The sequence below is a fragment of the Pseudarthrobacter sp. CCNWLW217 genome, assembly GCF_037203985.1.
Lineage (GTDB): Bacteria > Actinomycetota > Actinomycetes > Actinomycetales > Micrococcaceae > Arthrobacter.
Map to the genome: position 1 here is coordinate 98,890 of NZ_JBBCBT010000003.1, position 24,700 is coordinate 123,589.

Sequence of the window (24,700 nt, forward strand, 5' to 3'; positions counted from 1 at the left end):
ACCGAGTTGAGTCCGACGTGTCTTCCGACCGCCCCCAGTCCGCAGAGTCCCTTCGTCACCCGAAAGGCCCGGTTCGCTGGTACTTTCCGCTGACGCAGCACAACTACCGCCTCTATATGGGGATGACCCTGGCCGGCAGCATGGGTGTCTGGATGCAGCGCCTGGCCCAGGATTGGCTGGTGCTCCAGCTGACAGGCAGCCCGGCTGCGGTTGGCGTCGCCGTGGCACTGCAGTTCCTGCCCATGCTGATCGTGGGTCCGCTCAGCGGCCTGCTAGTGGATATCTTCCCCAAGCGCCGCGTCATGATGGTCTGCCAGTCCGTGATTGTCCTCCTGGCCGCGGGACTGGCAGCCTCTGCCGCCACCGGCAACATCACCGTATGGATTGTTTATGGAAGCTGCATCGCGCTGGGCATCACCTCCGCGATCGACGGTCCTGCCCGGCAGGTCTTCGTCAATGAAGTAGTGGGCGACGCAGGCCTCCGGCCGGCAATCGGCCTCACCAACGCCATCGGCCAGCTCGGCGCCATGGCCGGGCCAGCTCTGGGCGGGGCGGTCATCGCCTACGCCGGATCCGCGGCGGCCTTCGCGTCGAACGCCTTCCTCGGCCTGCTGGTCCTGGGCATGATTGCCGGTATCCGGCCCGCCCTCCTGCACACGGACGCCCCGGCTGTCCGCGGACACGGCCAGCTCCTGGCCGGGTTCCGGTATGTCCGGGACAGGCCTTCGCTGCTGCTCATTATTGCCCTGGCAGGATTGCTGGGTGCCTTTGGCATGAACGGACCGGTAGTGCTGGCGGCCTTTGCGGAACGTGTGTGGCATAACGGCGTGGAAGGTTTTGGCCTGTTCAATACGGTGAGTGCCGTCGGTGCCCTGGCTGGCGCCCTGCTGGCCGCCCGCCTCCGGACTTTTGGGCGGAAGGGGATCGTGGCCGCTGCTGGCCTGTTTGGCCTGGCGCAACTCGTGGCGGCGCTGATGCCCAACCTGGTTCTCTTTACAGTGATGCTCGTGGTGGTGGGCCTGATGACCCTCCTGTTCCTGACCAGTGCCGCTACTGCCGTCCAACTTGAAGCCGGCCCGGAAGTCCGCGGCCGGGTCATGGCCCTGTACCTGCCGTTGCTGCTCGGCGGCCACGCACTGGGTGGCCTCCTGGCCGGCTGGCTTACTGAACAGTTCGGCGTCCGAACGGGCCTGGTGGTCACCGGCGTCCTGGGCATGTTCTCTGCCCTTGTCATTGGCTTCCTGCTGTGGAGGAATTCACGTCGGACTGGCCCAACTAGGTAGCAGTTGATGTCGTTTTGGACGGTCAAAACGACATCAACTGCTACCTAGTTGGGATGGGGGACGCTGGTGAGGATTCCTTGGCTGGCGTGAACGTCCACGTGCCACTGTGGATCCGGAAGTCACGCGGTGCCTGATTGCCAAGGTCAGCGGTTCCGCCCCCGGCGCCGTGGTGCGCGGGACCGCCTGGACCGGAACGCACGACGGCGGGTCCCGCCGTCGTGCCTTGGATTGCGTAGGTGCCGGCCGGCAGCCGTACGGTCGCCGTGACGCCGGCCGGAACCGTGCATTCGAGCTGCATGCCGGCGGATGTCCGCCGCCAACTGGCAAATACCGCGCCGTTGGGCACTGGGACTCGTCCTTTGGCATGTTCCAGCCGGCAGATCGGCGGTTCGATGAGCACCTCACTGCCTCCGGGTACGGTGACCCGGACGCCTAGCAGGAACTCCAGGATCTCCTTCACCACGGAGGCCGACCAGGCGTGGGACTGGCTGTAGTCGGTGCCGTCGACGAGGTCCCAGGCTTCCCACGTGAAACTTGCGCCCTGCTTGAGGAGCCGCGCCCACCCCGGCTGGTCCGCAGACGTGAGCAGGTCCAGGACCGCGTCGATCTGCCTCTGGGCCAGGAGTGCTCGGACCAGGCGGTGCACGGTCATGGGTCCCTGCCGCATGCCCTGGCCTGCGATCCTTTGCGCATCTGCGGCTGCGTGGGAAGGGTCGGTGATGCCGAGGGACAGCGGGAAGGACGTGGCGTGTTGGGAGGCGTGGGTGCTGGGGGTTCCGTCGGCGTGCAGCCCGTCAACCATCACGCCGTTCACGCGCAGGCGGGTGCGGATGGTTTCCGCGAGGGCGCCGGCGTGGCCGGCGTACCGGACGGCCGCGTCCTCCTGCCCGGCCAGGCTGCACAACCGTGCCGTGGAGATCAGCGCTGAGTAGGCTTGGGCGTTGACGGTGGTTTTGGCGGCGCAGTCCATGTCGTAGCCGAAGCGGCCGGGGGCTGGCCAGTCCACGATGCCGTGCAGGTAGGGGCCGGAGCCGCCGCCGAGGTCGGTGACCAGTCCCGCGGTCGGGCCCTCCGTGGCGAGGTATCGCAGGGCGTAGTCCGCGGTGTTCCGGAGGTGGGGGAGCAGTTCCGATACGAGGGCGAGGTCTGCGGTGCGGTGGTGGTATTCCTCGGCCCATTCGGGCATCATGAGCGAGAAGTCGGGGATGTCCCGTTTGCCGTCACCGTTGGGGTAGACGGCGTTGTAGCGGCCCAGGTCCTCGCTCTCGGTCCAGTAACGGGAGGCGGACCAGCCGAATTCGCGCAGTGCCTGGGCGGTGTAGGCGTGTTCGCCGAACAGGGCCATGGTGGCGTAGGAGATGTTGACGGCGTCGGCCAGGAACTGGCCTTTCTCCCGTGTGGGTGTGTCCACGAACTGTTCCTGGATCCCGTGCAGCGCGGAGTCGCGCAGCAGCCCGAACACCGAGTCCAGGGTTGGGTCGGAGCTGCTGAAGCTTCCCTCGTCCGGGTGCCGTCCGTGGACGACGACGGCGCCCACCCGGGACAGGTCCGAGGCCTCCACGCCGGGGAGTTCCAGATAGCGGAAGCCCAGATGCACGGTGGCGCGGAACTGCTGCAGTCCGTCTGCCTGCGTGTACGGGAAGGACATATCGGTGTTCTGGCTGGCCGTTTTGCCTCGGTCTACCCGGCCGTCCGCGTCCAGGCTGTAGCCGGCCCGGATGATCAGCGTCCGCCCGGACACGCCCGTGAGGAAGTCCACTTCCGGGCGGGCCGGGATGACCTTGCCGAAGTCAGCCACAAGCGTGCCGTCAGTGGCGGTCAAGAAGGACTGCGGGGCGACAAACGTCTCGGACACGGAGGTTCGCCGGGGGTGCAGCGCCGGAAACTGTGGGACCGGGTGGCGGCCGTAGCTCAGGGCCGGTGGCATGTCCTGGCCGGCATCCAGCGTTGCCGCGGCTTGCCCGTCGAAGTGTTCCACGGGATCGCCCTCATCGTTGCGGTAGCCGGCCTGCCGGTACGGCGCCTCGGTGGCCGTCCAGTCCGGGCCGGAGCCGAAGACTTCGCGGCGGCCGTCCGTGTAGTCCACGCTGAGCCGGACCAGCAGGCCGGGCAGGCCAGCGGCCCTGCCTTGGCCGGGGCCATACCAGTGCAGGAGGGCGGTCAGGGGAACCTCGACGGGTTGGTCAAGCGGGGCTGTCTTGTCGGACGGGTGTTGCGTTCCGGCAGCTTCGGGCTGTCCCGGTGACTGCAGAGCGAGCAGCGCGGTGATATCGGCGGCGTCGTAATATCCCTCGCCGGGGTAGCCGAAGGAGGTGGTGCTGAGGCAGGGGGTGCCGTTCAGGGCGACCTGCGCGTGATGGCTGGCCGCTGCGAAAAGGCGTGCCCTGGCCACGGTCCCGGTAAGCCGGACCGTGCTGCGGAAGAGGGTCCATTCGTCTGGTTGCCGGTGTGCCGTGGTGCGGGCCCACTGCCCCAGGAACGCGCGGGCCTCGTCAGGGCTGTTGCTGAACTGGTGGTCCAGGAGTACTGCATCGCCAGGAATATCGTCAGTGACGGTGCCGCCAGCGCCAGCTGTATCCGGCCCGGCCGTGATCCGCAGCGAAGCGTACTCGGCCTGGCTACGCGGACCCTGGTGCAGGGCGAAACGGCCCTCAAACCCGGCGGGGAGCGGCTCATTAACGGTGAGCAGCTCAACGCCGTCGAGGGCAACGGTGATAGTGGTGCCGTCGTCGGCCACAGCCAGGTCCTGCCACGTGCCGGGGAACAGGTCCTTGCCGGGCAGCCTGTCCTGGCTGGCCACGGCTCTGCGGTCAAGCTGGGCGCTGGCCAGGACATCGGTAGGCGGAGTGGCGGCGGCGGGGATTTCCCAAGCGGGGGCGCGGCGGAGTACTACGTGGCCCGCGGTGTCCAGTTCCAGTAACAGTCCTGTCCCGGGGCCCGTGCTGCGGAGGAGGAGTCCCGCCCAGCCCATAACCGGCCGGAGGCGGGCTTTCAAGGTGAAACGGCGGACGGGAGGGCATGGAACCGGGAGGAACGGCGAGCCGGCAACGCGGAGTGTGCCTTCCAGGACCTCCAGCGGAGCCTGGCCGCCAGGTGCCCGGTGGATCCAATCGGCACCCCACGCACGGTCCGAAAGTCCGGTGCTGAATGGCTCTGCTTCAGACCATGGCCCGGGATTGCCTCCGGCGTCGCTCACGCGGACCCGCCAGGTGTAATCCGCATCCTCGGCCAGGTCCGGACCGCCATAAGGAACCCCGGATTGGCGGGCCGAGGGAACGGGGCCGGAGAACCAGACTTCGGCCCCGGCAGCATCCTTGACGGCAATTTCGTAGCCGGTTTGGCGGGCCGCGGCGGGATCGGCATCTTGCGGCTGGTTCACCCGCCACCCGAATACCGGCCGCAGGGAAGCAGTGAGGCAGGGGGTCAGGCCGTCAGTCAGCAAGCCGGAAGCCTGCAGTTCGCCTTGACGGGTAAGAGTCGGGGTTGGTTCCTGGACGGGGGAGAGGCCCATCAGGAAGCAGATCCGTACGCCGGAAGTGCCCAGGGAAGTCCGAGTTCGCTGAAGGTTGCGTGCTCTTGTGTGGCACGCTCCAGCGCGTCCTCGATTCCGACGACGACGGCGTGGGCGGCGTCGCCGTCACCTTCCCACTGGACATAGTCAGGGCTGATCAGGGCTGGCTGGGGTGCCGTCCGGATGGCTTCCAGCACCAGCATGAAGGCGCCGCTGTCCACGAGCGGGCTGATCAGTGCTGTGCCTTCGCGGCGGTGGGCGATGAGGTTCTCCGTGAGGTCGTCCCGGCCGAAGACCTGCTCGGTTTCCCCTGAGGGCGTGCGTACAGTGAGGCGGTCCTCGGTGTAGTGGAACACTGCCTCGCCCTGGGAGCCCTGCAACGTCACATACGGTTCCACAGATTCCGTGGCGCAGATAGTGAGCGCACACGTGACGGGCAGTCCCGTGTTGGTGCGGATCCGGATAACGGAGGTGTCGTCGGATTCGATGTCGTTGGCATGGTAGAGGTCCGTTTCCACGGAAGCAACGTCCTCGACCGTGCGGGCGCCGGCGATGCGCAGCGCGGTGGCCACGGCATGTGCCAGGGGATTAGTGGCCACGCCGTCTACCACGTCGACGCCGTCGATGCTTCGTTTCCCGGCCCAGCGGGAGCGCTGGTAGTAGGCCTTGTCGCGGACCCAGCGGCCGGTGGCAGAGATGCCCTGCAGCGTGCCGATGTCTCCGCTGGCCAGTAGTTCCTCAATGGCCTGCAGCGCGTGTGAGCCCAGGCTCTGGAAGCCGATCTGCACGCTCCGGCCTGATGCCCGTGCGGCATCGCAGAGGGTGTTGAAGTCGGCCAGGGACGCCACCGGCGGCTTCTCCAGGTACAGGTCGGCGTTGGCGGTGAGCGCGGCGAGGCCCAGCGGGGCGTGGGTCTGGATGGGGGTGGCCACAATGATCAGTTCCAGGCCTGATGTGGCGGCAAGCAAGTCGGTGAGCCCGGGGAAAACGGCCGCAGTGTCCGGAACGGATCCCGGCGCCGGAGGCTGGGGATCGGCAACCGCAACGAGTTCGACGACGCCGGCAGCCTGCAGTCGCTCAAGGTTGCGCAGGTGATGGGTGCCGAAGCCGTGGACGCCGACCAGCGCCACTCGGGCCGGGCGTAGAGGCCCAGCCGGGGTTTCGGGGCTCCATCGATGGGAGGGGGCAGGCTCGTCGGCCTGGACAGGCTCTTCATTTCGGGACTGTGACTCGGCGGCTGTGCCGGCTGGCTTTCCCATCGGTCTCCTTTTCTGCCCGCAGGCATCAAAACTCAGGTCCGGCGGCAGCATCGGGATGGCGCCGGAGCAGACGTTGCGCCGCTCCCTTCATGCCGGCGTTGGCACGCGGGAACGGGGCCGAAACGCCCTGGCCCTTGCAGGAGGTTTCCCAGCAAGCGCTTTCCAAGATCCAGTGTGGACCACGCCGGGGTGGTGAGTCCAGCAATGTAACGATTCAAAAACTAGCTTGACCTGCCCGGCATGGGGGGTCTAGATTGCGAGAAACCGATTACTCACGTGACGCCCGCCACTCTGGAAGCGTTTCTGCAACGACGGAGAACCGAAGGGAGCTTTGCCATGCTGGCTGGAAATTTCAGTTCACGCGCCTACTCGTTCTTTGACACCCTGCTGTGGATCGCCTGCCTTAACCTGCTGTGGATCCTTTTCACCCTGTTTGGCCTTGGCGTACTCGGGGCCGGACCGGCGACGGCTGCGGCGCAAATCCTGGTCCGGCGGAGGGCCCGGGGAGAAGCAGCGCCGTTGCTCAGGTCCTTTGCCAAGGAGTACTGCGCGAACTTCGTCCGTGCTAACGCGCTGGCGCTGCCCGTCATGGCGGTGGCCTTGGCCCTGGCCATGAACTGGAACTACTCGTCCGGCGGGAGGGACCTGATGTCCCAACTGGTCGCGGCCGGCACATTTGTGGCGGCTATCTTCCTTGCCGGTGCGGCCTGCTACCTCTTCCCCATGTATGCCCGCTACGAACTGCCTCTGGGCCAGTACCTGATGACCTGCTCCCGCTTCGCTATCCGCCATCTGGCGGGCACCGTGATCCTGCTGTTCGTCACGGCTGCGGCTGTCTACGCGAGCCGCGCGTTGCCGGGACTCATCCCGTTCTTCAGTATCGGCGCCTGGCTGTACGTGACCGGCTGGCTGTGCGACCGGTTCTTTGCCGCCAACGACGACTCCGTCGCGGCCCTTGCCCTGGCGGAGGAGGGGGCCGGGAATGCCGGGGCCCGCACGGGTGGCGGCAGCACCGCCGTCGGACATTCCACGCCCCAGGGGGCACCTGTTGGATGAGCCGTACGCCACCGGGCTGCACCAAGGCACGGCCTCCTTCGGAAGCCCCCGGGAGGTTGCCCTGCTCAGCGCACGCAAAGTCCTCGTGAGCTGCAGTGAAACGTATCAAACGCTAGCCCCAGCCGGCACGAAGTTACACCTGAACCGCACCAACTGATCCGCCGGGAAAATACCGGAACCAACCCCAAAGAAGTGGAAAAGGAACAACATGATCACTAGGAAATTCAGCCTGGCCGCCGCCGTCGTGACCGCCACGGCCCTGACCCTGACCGCGTGCGGTGCCGGGGAAACGCAGTCCGCGGACCTGGCCACCATCAATGTGATGGCTCCGTTCCTGGAAGCGCAGCCGCCCACACCTGATGGGGCCGTGCAGCAGAAACTGGAAGAACTCACCGGCAAGGACGTTAATATCACCTGGACGCCCAACGCCTCCTACGAGGACAAGATGAACATCACGCTGGCGTCCTCCGAGATTCCGCACGTCCTGGTGGTGCAGAGCAAGTCCCCGGGGTTCGTCAAAAACGCCGAGGCGGGGGCATTCTGGGACCTCACCGACAAGCTCGACGCGTACCCCAACCTGAAGTCCACCTTCCCGGAGGTGGAACAGAACGCCAGCATTAACGGCAAGGTCTACGGTGTCTTCCGTGCCCGCAATCCGATCCGCTCGGCCGTGATGTTCCGCCAGGACTGGCTGGACAGACTGGGCTTGGAGGCTCCTAAGACCACCGAGGACCTTTACAAGGTGGCTAAGGCCTTCACTGAACAGGACCCGGACGGCAACGGCCAGGCCGACACCTGGGGCATCACCATCCCGAAGTGGGGTGCCTTGGGCTCCAACAGCCCCTACGACATGATCGAGACCTGGTACGGCGCCGGCAACCGCTGGACCGAGCGGGACGGGAAGCTGATCCCGAGCTTCGAGACCGAAGAGTTCATCGAAGCCAACCGGTTCGTCAAGAAGATGGTGGATGAGAAGCTTATCAACCCTGACTTCGCCACTTTCGATGGCACCAAGTGGAACGAGCCGTTCTTCAACGGCAAGGGTGGGATCATCGTGGACGTCGACTCTCGCGTCAGCGTCCTGATCAACCTGTTCAAGCAGGCCAACCCGAACGACTTCGAGAACAAGGTGGGCTTTGTTGGTGGGCTCGAAGGCCCGGATGGTGAACTGCACACGCATCCCACCGACGGCTACTCCGGTTTCCTGGCCATCCCCAAGACCAGCGTCCGCACCGAGGCTGAGCTGAAGACAGTACTGGAGTTCCTGGACAAGATGAACTCCAAAGACACCGCCGTCCTGCTGAACAACGGCATCGAGGGCGTGAACTTCACCCTCGAAGACGGCAAGGCCGCCACCATCAAGCCTGAGACCCCTGAGGGCAAGGTAGTCAACACCGATATCAAGAGCTACGCCCAGCTGGGAACCAACGTCACGGGCAACAACTTCTACCCGGTCAAGCAGGCTTCCGAGTATGAGCAGGAAGTCTTCGACCGGCGTATTGAGGTCATGGCTGAGGACCTCAAGAGTGCCGTCTACAACCCGGCCGCTGCTTTCGTCTCGCCCACCTACGTGGCCAAGGGTGCGCAGCTGGACAACATTGTGGCCGACGCCCGCATCAAGTACCTGGCCGGCCAGATCGATGAGCAGGGCCTGAAGGACGCCATCAAGCTGTGGAAGACCAGCGGGGGCGACAAGGTCCAGGAAGAAATCAACAAGCTCTGGCAGGACAGCAAGTAAATGTCGGCCCCTGTCATCGACGCCCAGGCCGCGGAGCGGGGGCAGTCTCCTGCCCCCGCTCCGCGGACCCGCGGCAAGTTTTCGGTCCATTTCGCGCACTACAAGTGGCTGTATCTGTTGCTGCTGCCGGGTGTGGTGTATTTCGCGGTGTTCCGCTACGCCCCGATGTACGGGGTGTCCATCGCGTTCAAGGACTACGTCCCGTTCCTTGGGGTGAACGGCAGCCCGTGGGTGGGGTTCCAGCATTTCCAGGACTTCTTCTCGAACCCTGACTTCGCCCGGTTGCTGGGTAACACCATGATCCTGGCCTTCCTGAACCTGGGGATCGCCTTCCCTCTGACCATCGTGCTGGCGTTGCTGCTGAACGAGGTCCGCCTCTCCATCCTCAAGCGCACCGTCCAGACCCTGGTCTACATCCCGCATTTCCTGTCCTGGACCATCGTGGCGTCCCTGAGCTTCCTGCTGTTCGCCCTGGACTTCGGCCCGCTTTTCCTGTTCATCAACAACGTGCTGGGCACGGACATTGACTTCCTCTCCGACCCTGCGTGGTTCCGGCCGCTGATTGTGCTGCAGGAGATCTGGAAGAACACCGGCTGGGGGACCATCATCTTCCTCGCAGCCCTGGCCACCGTGGACCAGGACCAGTACGAGGCCGCGATCATCGACGGCGCCGGACGGTTCCGCCGGGTCTGGCACATCACGCTGCCCGGTATCCGCTCCACCATCATCGTGATGCTCATCCTCGCGATCGGGCAGATGCTCAACACCGGCTTCGAGCAGATCTACCTGATGACCAACGCCCTGAACCGCGATGTTGCCGACGTCTTCGACACCTATGTCTACTTCGTGGGCATCACCCAGGGCGCCTACAGCTACTCCACCGCAGTGGGCCTGTTCAAGTCACTGGTGGGCATCGTGCTGATCTTCGGCACCAACGCCCTGGCCAAGCGATTCAACCAGAGCGGACTGTTCTAATGAAGATCCACAACACCACCGGGGGGCGGATCTTCGACGCCGCCAACTATGTGTTCCTGACCCTGATCGGCGTCATCACGCTGCTGCCGTTCGTCTATGTGTTCGCCGGCTCCTTCGCCACCGAAGCCGAAATCACCCGCAGGGCCTTCTTCGTCTGGCCCGAACAGTTCTCCCTGGGCGCCTACGAATACATCTTCTCCACTCCTGCGTTCATCCGCGCCCTGGTCACCACAGTCCTGGTCACCGCCGTCGGCACCGTGGTGCAGCTGATCCTGACCGTGACCATGGCCTATCCACTGGCCAAACGGAACCTCCGCGGCCGGCAGCTGATCCTGTCCCTGGTGGTCTTCGCCATGGTCTTCTCCGGCGGCATGATCCCCACCTTCCTGCTGGTCAAGGACCTGGGCCTGCTCAACTCCTACTGGGCGCTGATCCTGCCGGCGGCGATCAACCCGTTCAGCCTGATCATCATCAAGAACTTCTTCCAGGAGCTCCCCGCCGAGCTGGAAGAGTCCGCGAAGATGGACGGCGCCACCGAGGTCGGGATCCTCTGGCGGATCCTGCTCCCGCTTTCCAAACCCGTGCTGGCAACGTTCGCGCTGTTCTACGCCGTGGGGATCTGGAACGACTTCATGTCACCCCTGCTCTACCTGAGTGACAACTCGAAGTGGACCCTGCAGATGTACCTGCGCCAGGTCACCGCCTCCTCGGACCTGCTGGGTACCGGCAACGTGGACCCGAACTACATCCCCCCGGAGCAGGGCATCAAGTTCGCCGTGATCGTGGTGGCCACCCTGCCCATCCTGATCTTCTACCCGTTCCTGCAAAAGCACTTCGCCAAGGGCATGCTGATCGGCTCGGTCAAGGGCTGACCCCGCATCGGAGCGCCGACTCAAACCAACAGAAAGCACAGTATGAAAATCCTGCTCGCCGGAGATTCCACGGTGGCCAACTGTCCCACCTACGAGTACCCCATGAGTGGCTGGGGCGCGCACCTGCCCCGGCACGTATACTCCTGGGCCGCTGTATACAACCTCGCCAAGGGCGGGGCCAGCACGGAGTCCTTCCGTGAGGAGGGGCTCTGGGGACAGCTCCTGGAAACCGCCGCTGAGGGCGACCTGGTCCTGATCCAGTTTGGCCACAACGACCAGAAGAAGGTCCATCTCGCAGCCCGGACCGGTTATGCCGCCAACCTGCGCACCATGGTGGCGGAAGTCCGGGCCTTGGGTGCCGTGCCGGTGCTTTGCACGTCCGTGGAGCGCCGGCACTTCCTGGATTCGCCGCCGTCGGATGCTGTCCTGGAAGAAAGCCTGGAGGACTACCCCGAAGTGGTGCGGGAGATCGCTCTCGAACTGCAACTGCCGGCCGTCGACCTTAACGCCTGGACCCGCGGGCTGTACCTGGAGCTGGGGGTTGAGGAGTCGCAGTCCCTGTTCTGCCATTTCGGGCCGGGCGAGCACGCCTTCTGGCCAGCCGGGCTGGCAGACAACACGCACTTCTCCCAACGCGGCGCATCCCTGGTGGCGGAGGAAGTTGCCACCCAGCTGGGACGGCTCGGCTTCGGCCTCGGACAGCCAGGCTTCGAGGAAAGCTCGACGGCGGGACTGACGGCTGCGGATTTCACGACGGCGGGAAGGGGCTAGGTGGGCGCGGCGCAGGCCGGTGCCGGACTGCTGTACAGCAACCCCCTCGCCGGACCGGCGGATGTTTCGGGCTGGGTGGCGGAAGGGCCGCTGAGCCTGGGCAGCCACAATGGCGCACTTGCGCTGTCTGGTGCGCTGGACGATGAGGAGTTCGGGGACCAGGCGCACTGGACGTTCTGGTGCCCGGAGGAGTTCCCGGACGGCATCCGGATCAGCTGGGAGTTCCTTCCCCTCGCCGAACCTGGCCTTGCCATGCTGTTCTTCTCGGCCGTGGGCCAGGGCGGGCGCGACCTGTTCTCGGCTGACCTGGCACCGAGGACCGGTTACTACCCGCAGTACCACTCCGGCGATATCGATGCCCTCCACGTCTCCTACTTCCGCCACAAATACGAGTCCGAACGGGCCTTCCGTACCTGCAACCTCCGGAAAAGTGCCGGCTTTGAACTGGTAGCCCAAGGCGCGGATCCGCTGCCGCCCACCGAGGACGCCGTCGATTTCTACCGGCTGGAAGTGGTGAAGGACGGGCCGCTTGTGTCGTTCGCCATCAACGGGCTGCCCCTCTTTGAATGGTCGGACCCGTCCGGAAAAGTGCTGGGCGGCGGCCGCATCGGCTTCCGCCAGATGGCACCGTTGAAGGCCGCCTACCGGAATTTCAGGGTGGAGAAGATCTAGGGCCCGCTACGCCTGGATCGCGCGAACCCTGAGTTCCTCTGCTGGTCCGAAGCCAAGCCGCCGATAGAAGCTTTGCGATTCGGAAGAAGGGGAGAGGACCATGCGTGCCGCACGAATGCGCTCGGAGAACTCGATGGATTCCGCCACTAGTTTCCTCCCGACGCCGCCGTTCCGAAAAGCCGGAAGTATGTAGACATTGCCCAGATAAACCCAGCACGAAGCTTGCTTGCCGGGCTTGGGCATCCGCTGGAAGACCAGCAAATTGAGCATGCCGATCAACTGGTTATCCTGCTCGGCCACAAAGAACTTGCGCGGGTTCGCTTCCATCCAGTTGAGGTAGGCATCTACAAAGCAGGGGTCATGGGGAGTAGTTGGATCCTGCTCAGCTGCCCACGTGGCCCGCAGCGATGCGAGGCCCCTGAAGTCGTCCGCCCGGGCTTCACGTATCATCACCGTGCCTTGCACGATAGTCGTGCGGGCAGGCAGGAGCGACCACTGACGGAACCTTCTCAGATGGCGGTTGACCGGCGTTCGATGAGGATTGTGTCGCGCCACTGCCCACTGAGTGGCCCGTGTGCCATGCGGGCGATGCGGTGCCTGCGTCCGACGACGACGTAACCGTTCGCGAGGTGCAGCTTGAGGCTGGCCTCATTTTCGGGAAAAACGCTGGCCTGGATGGTCCAGATGCCGTCGCGCTCCGTGGATTCCGCCAGGGCCCGGAGCAGCGTTGCCCCCAGGCCGAGTCCGCGTGCAACGGCTGCGACATAAACGGAATGTTCCACCACGCCGGAGTAGACGGGGCGTGCAGAGACCGGGGAGACGGCAGCCCAGCCAAGGATTCCACCTTCAGCGTTTTCGGCCACGCACCGGTGGCGGAGCAGTCTTGAGTTGTTGAACCGTTCCCAATCGGGCGCCTCTGATTCGAAGGTGGCGTGGCCGGTGGCAATTCCTTCGCTGTAGATCCGCTGGACATCCGGCCAATCGACGTCGCGCATGGGGCGTATCGCCACAGCGGACTGTTCCGGCACAGTCACAGGGTTGCCAGGATTCCGGCCGCCTCTTCCAAGGCCCCCGGTACCAGTGAGTAATAGGCCCACGTGCCACGCTTTTCGCGGTGAAGCAGTCCGGCCTCGACCAGAATCTTCAGATGGTGGGAGACCGTGGGCTGGCCGAGGTCCAATGGATCGGTGAGGTCGCACACGCAGGACTCGCCGGACGATTCAGCCTTCACGATGGACAGCAGCCGCAGCCGGTTCGGATCCGCGAGTGCCTTGAAGACCAGGGCTTTCTGCTTCGCTTCCTCAGCCCCCAGGGCAGGCGTCCCCGCCGGAGCGCAGCAGGCGTCGTCGGTGGCCGGCTCAAGTACGGGCAGCAGGTTCATGTACCCATTATGCCCCAATATTGACGGTCATCAATGTATGAAGGGCGGGGCGTGGTGCCTGGAATTGGCAGGCTATGAACCTGCGGCGCGGGAATCATGCGGAAGCACGACGTCGTCCGCAGCGCGGGCAGCGGAGGGGAAAAGGATGAGGAGAAGGCCAAGTCCGACGGCGGCGCCCACAAGTTGCGCCACGATGAAGCCGGGAACAGAGGGTGGGGCGATGCCGGCGAAGGTGTCGCTGAAGATGCGCCCGACTGTCACGGCCGGGTTCGCGAATGACGTCGAGGACGTAAACCAGTAGGCAGCTCCAATGTAAGCGCCCACCGCGGGGGCAGCAAGGACGCCGCGGGACGTGGCTGCCAGGGCGAAGATCAGCAGGATGAGCCCCGCGGTGGCGACAACTTCAGCCAGCAGATGCCCCGTGCTGACGCGATCCTTGGTGGAGATGGACGTGCCAACGTCAAACATGGCATTAGCCAGCATGCTGCCGGTGATCGCCCCCACGGTCTGGGCGGCTACATACGTACCGAGCTCAGGCAGCGTCAGTCCCGTGCCGCTGCGCCGACCCAGGACCCAGTCCACGAGGGAGACCACAGGGTTGAAGTGGGCACCGCTGACGGGGCCGAGCATCAGAATCAGCACAGTCAGCCCCAGCACGGTGGCAGTGCTGTTCTCCAGGAGTTGCAGGCCGACGTCGCCGGGGGAGAGCTGCTGGGCTGAGATCCCGGAGCCGACCACCACGGCCACAAGCAGGCTGGTGCCGAGCAGCTCGGCGATGGCGCGACGCCAAAGCGGCGGCTGGTGTGAAGTCATGGCAACAGCTTGACGGAAAGAATTCACTCAGTCAAAATTGAATCAATGTCTATTGAGGTGAACGAATTTCGCGAGCGGGTCGCCAAGTATGCCGCCCTTGCCGATCCTGCGCGTCTGCGCATCGTTGACTTGCTTACCCTGGGGGATTTCTCTCCGAAGGAATTGCAGGCAGAGCTGGGGATGCCGTCGAATCTGCTGTCCCACCATCTTCGCGCGCTGGAAGGGGCGGGGCTGGCCACTCGCCACCGCTCCGAGGCTGACAAGCGCCGCAGCTATGTGGGCCTTGCCGCCGGCGCCCTGGAGGGCCTCGTGCCGGGGGCTGGGTACGGCGCCCGCCGAGTGCTGTTCGTCTGCACCCGCAACAGCGCCCGGTCCCAGCTCGCGGCCGCGCTCTGGCGGCAGGTCAGCAAAATTCCTTCGATATCGGCGGGAACGCATCCCGCGGACCGCATCGCTCCCGGGGCCATTGAGGTGGCCCGCCGGCACGGCGTGGAACTCGCGGAAGTTCCTCCGCGCCGGTTGGACCAGGTGGCGGAGGAGGGGGACTTCATGGTGACAGTGTGCGATAACGCCCACGAGGAGCTCGTTGGACTCGGTGATGCCCACTGGTCGGTCCCGGATCCGTTGCGCCTCAGCACTGAGAACGCCTTCGAGGACGCCTTCATGGATATCTCCCACCGCGTCAGTGACCTGGCGCCGCGGGTGCTGGCCGCCTGATTCCGCTTGACCCGGCCTATTTCAATCAAATATTGACAATCATCAATGTATGGCCCGATACTCACTGTATCGACGACTATCAATGTTCCAGGAGAACCGCGTGAGCACCGAAACTGCCAAGAAGCCTTCCGTTCTTTTCGTCTGCGTCCACAACGCCGGCCGCTCCCAGATGGCCGCCGCGTTCCTCACCACGCTGGCCAAGGGAGAAATCGAGGTCCGCTCCGCCGGGTCTCAGCCGGCAGACAAGGTCAACCCCGCTGCCGTCGAGGCGATGGCAGAGCTCGGGATAGACATGTCCGCCGAGATCCCCAAGGTCCTCACCACCGAGGCCGTCAAGGAATCGGACGTGGTGATCACCATGGGCTGCGGTGACGAATGTCCCTACTTCCCCGGCAAGCGCTACGAGGACTGGGTCCTGGAGGATCCCGCAGGCCAGGGCGTGGACGCTGTCCGCCCGATCCGCGACGAGATCAAGACCCGCATCGAGGGCCTTATCGATTCCCTCATCCCGGCTGCCAAGTAACCGCGTCCCCGAACCAGGAGGTACCTTCGTGAGCGACACTGCGAACAGGGAACAGCTGATCATCATCGGCTCGGGCCCCGCCGGCTACACGGCCGCCATCTACGCCGCCCGGGCAGGGTTGAAGCCGCTGGTCCTCGCCGGGTCGGTCACCGCCGGCGGTGCCCTGATGAACACCACGGAGGTTGAGAATTTTCCAGGCTTCCCCGGCGGCATCCAGGGGCCTGAACTGATGGACGGGCTGCAGCAGCAGGCGGAGCGCTTCGGCGCGCAGGTAATGTTCGACGACGTCACTGAGGTCACGCTGACCGGTCACCTGAAACGCGTGGTCACCGGCGCTGGCGAGACGCATGAGGCCCCGGCCGTCATCCTCGCCACGGGCTCCGCCTACAAGGAACTCGGCCTGCCGGAAGAGAAGAAGTTCAGCGGCCACGGCGTCTCCTGGTGTGCCACGTGCGACGGGTTCTTCTTCCGCGACCAGGACATCATCGTGGTTGGCGGCGGGGATTCGGCAATGGAAGAAGCGACTTTCCTGACCCGCTTCGGAAAGTCCGTGACCGTCGTCGTGCGCAAGGGCGAGCTCCGCGCCTCCCGGATTATGGCCCAGCGGGCCAAGGACAACCCGAAGATCAGCTTCGCCTGGAACTCCGCCATCACCGCCATCCATGGCGATGGCAAGGTCACCGGCGTGACCCTGACCGACACGCGCACTGGCGAAACCCGTGAACAGGCCGCTACTGGCATTTTCGTGGCAATCGGTCATCTGCCACGGACAGAACTCGTGGCCGGCCAGGTGGAGCTTGACGCCGAGGGCTACATCAAGGTCGACTCGCCCACCACGGTCACCAACCTCACCGGCGTGTTCGCCTGTGGGGACGCCGTGGACCACCGTTACCGTCAGGCCATCACCGCAGCCGGAACCGGCTGCGCCGCAGCTCTCGACGCCGAACGCTACCTCGCCGCGCTGGATGACGCGGACAGCATTGCCACTGCGCTGGTGGAGGAACCCACCCACGCTTAGGCCCCAACCCGGGGGAGGAGGTGAGCTGAATGAACACCGGATGCTGCGGCGATGATTGCTGCGACGAAGATCAGGACTGCTGCTGACCTCCCCTCCCTCCACCCAACTAGGTAGCAGCAAGTGTCGTTATGGGCGCTCAAAACGACATCTGCTGCTACCTAGTTGGGAGAAGAACCGTCACACCCACAGATGGAACAGAGGACACCATGGATTTAGCGAAGAACCTTCCCGTTGCAGTGATTGGCGCCGGCCCCGTGGGACTGGCCGCCGCGGCGCACCTGCTCGAGCGCGGCCTCGAGCCGCTGATCTTCGAAGCAGGCCCGACGGCGGGTGCCGCCATCGCGCAATGGCGCCACATCCGGTTGTTCTCACCATGGCGGTTCAACCTCGACGCCGCCGCCGTCCGCCTGCTCGAAGCCGCAGGCTGGGCATCGCCCCGGCTGACGGCCCTTCCCTACGGTGGTGAACTCATCGACAATTACCTGGCGCCGCTGGCAGCTTTGCCGGCGATTTCCTCCCGGCTGCAGACCGGCAGCAGGGTCACCGCCGTGACCCGTGCCGGGATGGACAAGACCCACACGCGCAACCGGGAGGCCACGCCGTTCGTCGTCCGGGTGGAACATGAGGACGGCGAGACCCGCGAGCACACCGTAGCAGCGGTCATTGACGCCTCGGGCACCTGGTCCCGCCGTAACCCGTTGGGCACATCCGGGCTGCCTGCCGTCGGGGAAGTTACCGCCGCAGATCGGATTTCCTCTCCGCTACCGGACGTGACCGGACGTGACCGTTCAGCGTTCGCTGGACGCCGCGTCCTGGTCGTCGGCGCGGGGCACTCCGCGGCCAACACCCTCATCAGCCTCGCCGACCTGGCTAAGGAAGACCCGGAAACCCGCATTTTATGGGCGGTCCGCGGCGCGTCTGCCGAGAAGGTCTACGGCGGCGGTGACGCCGACGGCCTGCCAGCCCGCGGCCAGCTCGGATCGCGACTGCGCCGCCTCGTCGAGGCAGGAACCATCGAACTCCACACCGGCTTCGGCATAGCTTCCTTCAAAGCACTTGATTCCGCCGTCACCGTCGAAGCCGTCGACGGCCGGACCCTGGACGCCGACGTCGTGGTCCCTTGCACCGGATTCCGCCCCGATCTGGAGATCCTGCGCGAACTCCGCCTCGACCTGGATCCGGCCGTCGAGGCTCCCAAGGCGCTGGGCCCGCTGATCGACCCTGAATTCCACTCCTGCGGCACCGTCCCTCCGCATGGAGCCAAGCTGCTGGCCCACCCTGACCAGGACTTTTACATTGTGGGAATGAAGTCGTACGGCCGGGCGCCCACGTTCCTGCTGGCCACCGGCTATGAACAGGTGCGGTCCGTCGTCGCAGCCCTCGCCGGAGACCGCGAAGCGGCCGATACAGTCCAGCTCGAACTCCCCGAGACGGGCGTCTGCTCCACCGACGGCGGCACCAGCTGCGACGTCCCGGCTGTCTCCTCCGCAGGCAGTGTCGGTTCAGAGGCAGGCTGTTGTTCCGCCCCCGAACCGGTGCTGGTTGGCTTCCCTACCGGGTTGTCCCATGGACGCTCTGGCAATAACTGAACATCGTCCGTCGGAAACCACCATTTTGGAGTGATGTCATGACCGAACACCGCGAAACCAGCCTGGGCCTGCAGGACAACACTGAGCTCCTGCAGCGGATCAGCAGCCGCCTTGGGGAGAGGTTCGCCGGAGTCTTCGCCGTCGAAACCGTCGAACGCTACGTTTTCGAGTCCTACACCGCACTGGCCCGCACCGCGAAGATCACCACGTACCTGCCCGCCACGACCGAGCATTTCGCCAGCGACCGGCTCAACGCCCTGGCAAAATCCAAGGGCGCCATCACCGCCGAGGTTCCGGAGGCCCTGTTCGTCTGCGTGCAGAACGCCGGACGGTCGCAGATGGCCGCCGCTTTGCTCACGGTTGAAGCAAAGGGCAGGATCCACGTCCGCTCCGCCGGCTCCCTGCCTGCAGCGGAACTTGATCCCGCTGTGGTAACCGTGATGTCCGAGATGGGCCTTGACCTCTCTCAGAACTACCCCAAACCGCTCACCGACGACGTCGTGCGCGCCTCCGACGTGGTGATTACGATGGGCTGCGGAGACTCCTGCCCGATCTATCCCGGAAAGCGGTACGAGGACTGGGACCTTCCCGACCCGGCCGGCCAGCCCCTCCAGGTGGTCAGGGAGATCCGGGACCAGATCCACGACCGGGTCAAAGCCCTGGTCGCCTCACTCACAAAGGAAACCACCCACTCATGACCCAGGAAACGTCCGGCGCGACGAAGACCCCATCCGTGCTCTTTGTCTGCAGCAAGAACGGCGGAAAATCCCAGTTGGCCGCGGGCCTTATGAGTCAATTGGCCGGCGGGTCCATCATTGTGTACTCCGCCGGCACCAAACCCGGCAAGGCCCTGAATCCCCAGGCCGTTGAGTCCCTGACCGAGCTCGGCGTCGACATCACCGGCGAACACCCCAAGCCAGTCACCGATGACGTCCTGGACGCCGTGGATGCCGTCATCGTCCTGGGAACCGAAGCCAAGCTCGAACCCCGCGAAGGGACGCGCTTTGAGGTCTGGGAGACCGATGAACCCTCCGAGCGCGGCATAGAAGGCATGGAACGCATGCGCCTGGTCCGGGACGACATCAAAGCCAGGGTCCAGAAGCTCTATGCGGAGCTCTCCGGGAACTAGCGATGGCCGGCGCGGCGCTGACCCCGAGCCCAGGAACCACCCGTGCCCGATGATGGATGGCCGGAGGGGCCGCTCGTGCTTGGTGTCGGCTGGAATTTTCCGAAGCACCTGGTCCGTTCCGCCGCTGAGCTCGCGGGCGCCCTGGGGTTGCATCTTGTCTGCGCCTTCGTGGACCCAGCCAGTTACCTCACAGAATGGGAGCCTGAAGGCCAACTGACAGCCCTGTCGCTGGACCCGAACGTCAACGAGGAAACCGACTATCCCGCCAACCAGCTGCAAGGGAAACTCGAAATGCTACTCGGGCAGCCGGGGGAGACCTGGTCCTTCCGAGTGCTGAACGGCGACGTTCCCAAGGCACTAAGCCGCTTGGCCGAGAACACAGGAGCATCTTTGATCATCGTGGGCGCCGATAGGCCAGGGTCCTTGGCCTGGGTGGACCGCCTCCTCGAAGGATCAGTGTCCGCGTTCCTTGCCCGCCACCAGCAGCGGCCAGTCCTCATTGTCCCCGACAGCCGCCCCGCACGTCCGATCCCAAGCGCTTCCTAGGCGGCTTCCGTCAGGAGAAAGGCGTCAGTCCGGCTTGATGTTCTGGTTCAAGGTGAAGAAGTTCGTGGGGTCGTACTTGCGCTTGAGTGCTTTGAGCCGGTCGTACTTCGCTGCGCCATAAGCTTGCCTGACCCGCTCCTCGCCCTCTTCCATCAGGAAGTTCACGTAGACGCTGGTGTGGTGGGGGGCGAGGGCCGACCAATAGTCCCGGGCCCACTGGCGCTCAGCGTCGAAGCCCTCGGCGGTCTTGCTGTTGCCGTTGATGTTGAAGGTGAATCCGGCCTGGCGGCCATTGAACGCGGTGGCACCCTCGTCGATGCGCCCCACCGCGCCGCCCATCTGCCAGAGGGCGATGCTGGTAACCGGCGAAGTGATGCGGCTGCCGTGCTCGACAACGATGTCAATGACGTCGTCGCTGAGCGCTGCGACGTCGCAGGACCTGACGTAGTAGTGCCAGCCGTGGGGGTAGGACGGATCGAATGTTTTCTGATGCTCCAGAAACGGCTTTGGCCGGCAAAGATCGAGAACCGGTGAACCAAATTCCTTGAGCGGCCGCAGGACCCGTTCGCCCTCCTCGACCGGTCCCGCATAGCATGCAGTGACCGCCAGGACGAGCTGGCCCACCAGTTCGGGCGGCACAATCGGAAGCGCCGGCGCCCTGCGCTGCACGGCAATCGTCATGAGTTCATCGGGGCAGTCCGCGATCCAGTCGCGATAAAACCGCAGCACTTCCGGGGCATCTTCCATCGCCCAGAAGACCGGGCCCGCCATGACGTAGGGGCCCACAGGATTAAGGCGGAACTCGAACTCAGTGACGATGCCGAAGTTCCCGCCACCGCCCCGCACCCCCCAGAAGAGATCGGAGTTCTGGTCCGCGCTGGCCCTGACCGCCTCGCCGTCAGCGGTGACCATGTCTACGGACAACAGCTGGTCGATGGTGAGTCCGTACTTGCGCATGACCCACCCGATGCCGCCGCCCAGGGTAAGGCCAGCCACTCCCGTATGAGTGACGATCCCGGAAGGAACCGCGAGACCGTACTCCTGCGTCTCGCTGTCGAGTTCACCAAGCAGCACACCGGCCTGGACACGTGCCGTTCGTGCCTCAGGATCTACTCGAATCCCCTTCATCGGCCCGAGATCGATGAGCATGCCGTCGTCGCACACTGACAGGCCAGGGAAGCTGTGACCCCCTCCCCGCACGGCGACGAGAAGATCCTGTGAGCGGGCGAGCCGGAGCGCGGCCCGGATATCTGCAACGCCGGTGCAGCGGGCAATCAAGGCGGGATGGCGATCAATCGATCCGTTCCACACCTTGCGATGCTCGTTGTAACCAGCATCATCCGGACGGACGAGTTCGCCCTGAAAGGATGCCTGCAGCTCGCCGACAGCGCCGTCGTCGATCTTCGTGCCCTGTGCCATGGACTCACGGACCTCTCTCTCCTTCGAGCAGAATCCCACCGTTGGGACGAACTGGCAAGAGAGAACTGAAGCAGCCCATGCAAGCCGCGCGAAGGACCGCCCCTACCTTTCTAGCTGATCGCCTTCTTCATGAGTCTGACGATCATCGCTTCATCGGCGGCGGTGAGTTCGGTCAGTGCGTAGGAAGTGGGCCACATGTTGCCATCGTCCAGGTTCGCGGGGTCGCTAAATCCCAGCGTTGCGTAGCGGGCCTTGAATTTGTCGGCGGGCTGGAAGAAGCAGATCACCTTGCCGTCCTTGGCGTAAGCAGGCATCCCGTACCAGGTTTTCGGCGCGAGTTCCGGTGCGTGTTCCTTGATGATGGCGTGGAGGCGCTCCGCGATGGCCCGATCCGGTTCCGACATTTCGGCGATCTTCGCGAGAACTTCGCCCTCTCCGTCTGCCTTGGCGCTGCGCGCACCCTTTCGCGACTCGGTCTTGAGCTCTTGGGCGCGTTCCTTCATTGCGGCGCGTTCTTCCGCATCGAAGCCTTCGTAGGACTTGGTGGTGGCTGGTTTTTCCGTCACTTCGGGTTCCTTCCGTCATGGTCTGGTGGGACCCACGCTAGTGTCCGTACGCCGCAGTCGCTTCTCCAGAACTGCTCGAAGTGCCCGCTCCTCAGCCGGCGGTGGACCGCTCCGCCGGTCCGGTGCTTTGACGGACCACCAGTTCCGGAGTAAATACCACGGCGCGGTGCCTGGGATTCTCGGATTCCACTTCTTCGGCCAGTAGTTCAATGGCGGTTCGTCCCAGCGCCTCGGTGGGCTGGCGGATAGAGGAAAGCGGCACCACGGCGGAGACGGCAAAGTCGATGTCGTCGTAGCCGATCAGGGCGATGTCCTCGGGAATCCTCAGCGTGTGCGTCATGGTCAGCGACTGCATCACGCCCAGGGCGAGCAGGTCGTTGGCGCAGAAGATGCCATCCGGCAGGTCTCCGCGCTCCACGAGCATGTTGCCAACGCTCCGGCCGGCCAACACCGTCTGCCCGTCGGAATCAAGGACCTCAAGGGTGGCATCGGGTTCCTCCTTGACCGCCCGCTGGGCGCCCTGCAGGCGGTCGGCTACCTGGCGGATGGAGGTGGGGCCTCCCACAAAGGCGAGCCGACGGCGGCCGGTGTCCAACAGGTGCCGCGCAGCCAGGTAACCGCCGGCGTCGTCGTCCACGGAGACTGAACTGTACTTGCTCTCGTCGGCCAGGCGGTCCACCAGGACGGTGGGCACACCGCGTTCACGGAGCAGGTCCAGCCGGTCGGTAACGTCGCCGACGGGGGAGATGAGGAGGCCCTGGACGCGCTGTTCCTGGAAGAGGTCGATGTAGTTGGATTCGCGGCTGGCGTTGTGGCCACTGTCGCCGAGCAGCACGGCACTGCCAAGGAGCGCCGCGGCGTCTTCGGCGGCGCGCACTACGGACGTGAAGAAGGGGTTGCCAACATCGAGGACGATCAGTCCGATGGTGCGGCTCTGGCCGGCACGCAACTGGCGGGCGGCGTCATTGCGCACGAAGCCGAGCTCGTCGATGGCGCGGAGCACACGCTCCTTGGTTCGCTGGGAAACCCTGTCCGGATAGTTCAGGACATTTGAGACCGTGCCCACGGCAACGCTGGCGTGGTTTGCGACGTCCTTGATGCTGGCTGAGCGATTCATCATTCTCCATGGCTTGTATGCCGCGTGCTGCACTTTTCCCGTAGTCCCCGATTGTGGTCTGGAAATTGCTTGACACCTACTTGCCTTCAAGAGTACTTTGAATCGTAACAATGAAACGATTCAAACAACGGAAAGTTCAGGAGAGTCGCAGATGAGGGTGTGTTTCCGCTCCTCGGTCCAGCCGGGACTGATCGACGAGTACCGGCGGCGGCACGGTGCCGTGTGGCCTGAGATGCTCCGTGCCCTGAAGGACGCCGGCTGGAACAACTACTCACTGTTCCTGGGCCAGGACGGGCTTCTTGTGGGCTACGTGGAATGCGACGACTTCGACGCAGTCCGGGCTCGGATGGCGCTGACCGAGGTCAACACCCGCTGGCAGGCCGAGATGGCCACTCTGTTCAATAACACGGACCAGGCACCCGACGAAGGGTTCCAGGTCCTCGAAGAAGTCTTCAACCTTGACGACCAGCTGGCGGCAGCGGAGTCCACCGCCCGCTGAACCTCACCGGCCCCAGCAGCGGGGCCGCTGCAACACCATCCAGACCACAGCAACACATAAAACCGGAAAGAACTCATCATGAATGACGTAGCAACGGCGCTGGGCAGGCTCGGGGAGCTTGCCATCGAGGTCCCTTCGTGGGCTTATGGAAATTCAGGCACGCGTTTCAAGGTGTTCGGTACGCCGGGCACGCCGCGGACGGTGCAGGAGAAGATCGCGGACGCCGCGAAGGTGCATGAGCTGACTGGCCTGGCCCCTACTGTGGCGCTGCACATTCCGTGGGACAAGGTGGAAGACTACGCCGCCCTGAAGGAGTACGCGGCGGGCCTGGGTGTGGGTCTGGGCACGATTAACTCCAATACGTTCCAGGATGACGAGTACAAATTCGGCTCCCTGACCTCTTCCAACGAGACCGTCCGCCGCCGCGCGATCGCGCACCACCTGGACTGCATAGAGATCATGCACGCCACGGGGTCCAAGGACCTGAAGATCTGGCTGGCGGACGGCACGAACTACCCGGGCCAGGACGACCTCCGTGGCCGCCAGGACCGTTTGGCTGAGTCGCTGCAGGAGATTTACGCGGGCCTGGGCGATGAACAGCGCCTGGTGCTGGAGTACAAGTTCTTTGAGCCGGCTTTTTACCACACCGATGTTCCGGACTGGGGTACGTCCTACGCGCAGACCCTTGCCCTGGGCGAGAAGGCTTTTGTTTGCCTGGACACCGGGCACCACGCGCCGGGCACGAACATCGAGTTCATCGTGATGCAGTTGCTGCGCCTGGGCAAGCTGGGTTCCTTTGACTTCAACTCCCGCTTTTATGCCGATGATGACCTGATCGTGGGGGCGGCGGATCCGTTCCAGCTGTTCCGCATCATGTACGAGGTCATCCGCGGCGGCGGTTTCGGCAAAGAGTCCGGCGTCGCGCTGATGCTGGACCAGTGCCACAACCTGGAAGAGAAGATCCCGGGCCAGATCCGCTCGGTCCTGAACGTCCAGGAAATGACTGCCCGGGCCCTGCTTGTGGACACTGCCGCCCTGGGCGAGGCCCAGCGCACCGGGGATGTCCTGGCTGCCAACGCCGTTTTCAACGACGCCTTCTACACCGACGTCCGGCGCATCCTGGCCGAATGGCGTGAATCCCGCGGCCTGCCCGCGGACCCGATGGCCGCGTTCAAGGCCAGCGGTTACCAGAAACAGATCAACGAGGACCGCGTCGGCGGCCAGCAAGCCGGATGGGGCGCTTAGG

The 24,700-nt window shown here is 64.7% G+C and carries 25 protein-coding genes; 16 read left to right on the forward strand and 9 right to left on the reverse strand.

Annotated elements, in window-relative coordinates:
* Nucleotides 1-17 precede the first annotated feature (17 nt).
* Nucleotides 18-1,283: an MFS transporter gene (locus V9L18_RS04785; RefSeq protein ID WP_337346030.1), complete on the forward strand. Its 1,266-nt coding sequence runs from the start codon at nt 18-20 to the stop codon at nt 1,281-1,283.
* 40 nt (nt 1,284-1,323) lie between these two features.
* Here the strand turns inward: V9L18_RS04785 and V9L18_RS04790 are convergent, their stop codons facing one another.
* Nucleotides 1,324-4,794: a family 78 glycoside hydrolase catalytic domain gene (locus V9L18_RS04790; RefSeq protein ID WP_337346031.1), complete on the reverse strand. Its 3,471-nt coding sequence runs from the start codon at nt 4,792-4,794 to the stop codon at nt 1,324-1,326.
* Nucleotides 4,794-6,053 (reverse strand): Gfo/Idh/MocA family protein, encoded by a 1,260-nt coding sequence (locus V9L18_RS04795; RefSeq protein WP_337346032.1) that lies wholly within the window; start codon nt 6,051-6,053, stop codon nt 4,794-4,796. The genes V9L18_RS04790 and V9L18_RS04795 overlap by 1 nt, the downstream gene beginning before the upstream one ends.
* 336 nt (nt 6,054-6,389) lie before the next feature.
* Here V9L18_RS04795 and V9L18_RS04800 point away from each other — a divergent pair, with 336 nt between their 5' ends.
* The 6 genes from V9L18_RS04800 (at nt 6,390) to V9L18_RS04825 (ending at nt 12,137) form a co-directional block, all read left to right on the forward strand.
* Nucleotides 6,390-7,109: a YesL family protein gene (locus V9L18_RS04800; RefSeq protein WP_337346033.1), complete on the forward strand. Its 720-nt coding sequence runs from the start codon at nt 6,390-6,392 to the stop codon at nt 7,107-7,109.
* A gap of 208 nt (nt 7,110-7,317) precedes the next feature.
* Nucleotides 7,318-8,847 (forward strand): extracellular solute-binding protein, encoded by a 1,530-nt coding sequence (locus V9L18_RS04805; RefSeq protein WP_337346034.1) that lies wholly within the window; start codon nt 7,318-7,320, stop codon nt 8,845-8,847.
* Entirely contained in the window at nt 8,848-9,822 is a 975-nt protein-coding gene (locus V9L18_RS04810) for an ABC transporter permease (RefSeq protein ID WP_337346035.1), read from the forward strand.
* Complete coding sequence (locus tag V9L18_RS04815) at nt 9,822-10,694, forward strand: carbohydrate ABC transporter permease (RefSeq protein ID WP_337346036.1); 873 nt, start codon at nt 9,822-9,824, stop codon at nt 10,692-10,694. Before V9L18_RS04810 ends, V9L18_RS04815 begins: the two co-directional genes overlap by 1 nt.
* Before the next feature lie 42 nt (nt 10,695-10,736).
* Nucleotides 10,737-11,465, forward strand: coding sequence for a rhamnogalacturonan acetylesterase (locus V9L18_RS04820; protein WP_337346037.1), 729 nt, complete (start codon nt 10,737-10,739; stop codon nt 11,463-11,465).
* Nucleotides 11,466-12,137 carry a DUF1961 family protein gene (locus V9L18_RS04825; protein ID WP_337346038.1) on the forward strand — a complete coding sequence of 224 codons (672 nt, stop codon included), beginning with the start codon at nt 11,466-11,468 and terminating at the stop codon, nt 12,135-12,137. It abuts the gene before it with no gap.
* 6 nt (nt 12,138-12,143) lie between these two features.
* On the opposite strand, the gene V9L18_RS04830 is transcribed toward V9L18_RS04825, so the two are convergent.
* The 4 genes from V9L18_RS04830 to V9L18_RS04845 all read right to left on the reverse strand — a co-directional run bounded on the left by V9L18_RS04830 (nt 12,144) and on the right by V9L18_RS04845 (nt 14,331).
* A complete protein-coding gene (locus V9L18_RS04830) occupies nt 12,144-12,587 on the reverse strand; it encodes a GNAT family N-acetyltransferase (RefSeq protein WP_337346278.1) in 444 nt (147 codons plus the stop codon).
* A 59-nt stretch (nt 12,588-12,646) separates the two neighbouring features.
* The gene (locus V9L18_RS04835; RefSeq protein WP_337346279.1) at nt 12,647-13,132 is read right to left on the reverse strand and encodes a GNAT family N-acetyltransferase; all 486 of its coding nucleotides are present in this window, start codon (nt 13,130-13,132) and stop codon (nt 12,647-12,649) included.
* 35 nt (nt 13,133-13,167) lie between these two features.
* Nucleotides 13,168-13,518: an ArsR/SmtB family transcription factor gene (locus V9L18_RS04840; RefSeq protein WP_337346039.1), complete on the reverse strand. Its 351-nt coding sequence runs from the start codon at nt 13,516-13,518 to the stop codon at nt 13,168-13,170.
* 72 nt (nt 13,519-13,590) lie between these two features.
* A complete protein-coding gene (locus tag V9L18_RS04845) occupies nt 13,591-14,331 on the reverse strand; it encodes an MIP/aquaporin family protein (RefSeq protein WP_337346040.1) in 741 nt (246 codons plus the stop codon).
* A gap of 45 nt (nt 14,332-14,376) precedes the next feature.
* Here V9L18_RS04845 and V9L18_RS04850 point away from each other — a divergent pair, with 45 nt between their 5' ends.
* From V9L18_RS04850 to V9L18_RS04880, 7 genes are all read left to right on the forward strand, one after another.
* Complete coding sequence (locus tag V9L18_RS04850; protein WP_337346041.1) at nt 14,377-15,048, forward strand: arsenate reductase/protein-tyrosine-phosphatase family protein; 672 nt, start codon at nt 14,377-14,379, stop codon at nt 15,046-15,048.
* A 100-nt stretch (nt 15,049-15,148) separates the two neighbouring features.
* Nucleotides 15,149-15,571, forward strand: a complete 423-nt coding sequence (locus V9L18_RS04855; protein WP_337346042.1) for an arsenate reductase ArsC — start codon at nt 15,149-15,151, stop codon at nt 15,569-15,571.
* Between the two features lie 28 nt (nt 15,572-15,599).
* Entirely contained in the window at nt 15,600-16,589 is a 990-nt protein-coding gene (trxB, locus tag V9L18_RS04860) for a thioredoxin-disulfide reductase (RefSeq protein WP_337346043.1), read from the forward strand.
* A 206-nt stretch (nt 16,590-16,795) separates the two neighbouring features.
* Nucleotides 16,796-18,178, forward strand: a complete 1,383-nt coding sequence (locus tag V9L18_RS04865; protein WP_337346044.1) for an FAD-dependent oxidoreductase — start codon at nt 16,796-16,798, stop codon at nt 18,176-18,178.
* Nucleotides 18,179-18,216: 38 nt separating this feature from the next.
* Nucleotides 18,217-18,876: an arsenate reductase ArsC gene (locus tag V9L18_RS04870; RefSeq protein ID WP_337346045.1), complete on the forward strand. Its 660-nt coding sequence runs from the start codon at nt 18,217-18,219 to the stop codon at nt 18,874-18,876.
* Nucleotides 18,873-19,307, forward strand: a complete 435-nt coding sequence (locus V9L18_RS04875; RefSeq protein WP_337346046.1) for an arsenate-mycothiol transferase ArsC — start codon at nt 18,873-18,875, stop codon at nt 19,305-19,307. The genes V9L18_RS04870 and V9L18_RS04875 overlap by 4 nt, the downstream gene beginning before the upstream one ends.
* A 42-nt stretch (nt 19,308-19,349) precedes the next feature.
* Nucleotides 19,350-19,853, forward strand: a complete 504-nt coding sequence (locus V9L18_RS04880) for a universal stress protein (RefSeq protein ID WP_337346047.1) — start codon at nt 19,350-19,352, stop codon at nt 19,851-19,853.
* 24 nt (nt 19,854-19,877) lie between these two features.
* Here V9L18_RS04880 and V9L18_RS04885 read toward each other — a convergent pair whose 3' ends face one another.
* The 3 genes from V9L18_RS04885 to V9L18_RS04895 form a co-directional block, all read right to left on the reverse strand.
* Nucleotides 19,878-21,272 (reverse strand): FAD-binding oxidoreductase, encoded by a 1,395-nt coding sequence (locus V9L18_RS04885; protein ID WP_337346048.1) that lies wholly within the window; start codon nt 21,270-21,272, stop codon nt 19,878-19,880.
* A 110-nt stretch (nt 21,273-21,382) separates the two neighbouring features.
* Nucleotides 21,383-21,838: an iron chaperone gene (locus V9L18_RS04890; protein ID WP_443197930.1), complete on the reverse strand. Its 456-nt coding sequence runs from the start codon at nt 21,836-21,838 to the stop codon at nt 21,383-21,385.
* A gap of 91 nt (nt 21,839-21,929) precedes the next feature.
* Nucleotides 21,930-22,955, reverse strand: a complete 1,026-nt coding sequence (locus V9L18_RS04895; RefSeq protein ID WP_337346281.1) for a LacI family DNA-binding transcriptional regulator — start codon at nt 22,953-22,955, stop codon at nt 21,930-21,932.
* A 151-nt stretch (nt 22,956-23,106) separates the two neighbouring features.
* Here V9L18_RS04895 and V9L18_RS04900 point away from each other — a divergent pair, with 151 nt between their 5' ends.
* Both V9L18_RS04900 and rhaI read left to right on the forward strand, forming a co-directional pair.
* Nucleotides 23,107-23,454, forward strand: coding sequence for an L-rhamnose mutarotase (locus V9L18_RS04900; RefSeq protein WP_337346049.1), 348 nt, complete (start codon nt 23,107-23,109; stop codon nt 23,452-23,454).
* Nucleotides 23,455-23,532: 78 nt separating this feature from the next.
* Nucleotides 23,533-24,699: an L-rhamnose isomerase gene (rhaI, locus tag V9L18_RS04905; RefSeq protein WP_337346050.1), complete on the forward strand. Its 1,167-nt coding sequence runs from the start codon at nt 23,533-23,535 to the stop codon at nt 24,697-24,699.
* Nucleotide 24,700 lies beyond the last annotated feature (1 nt).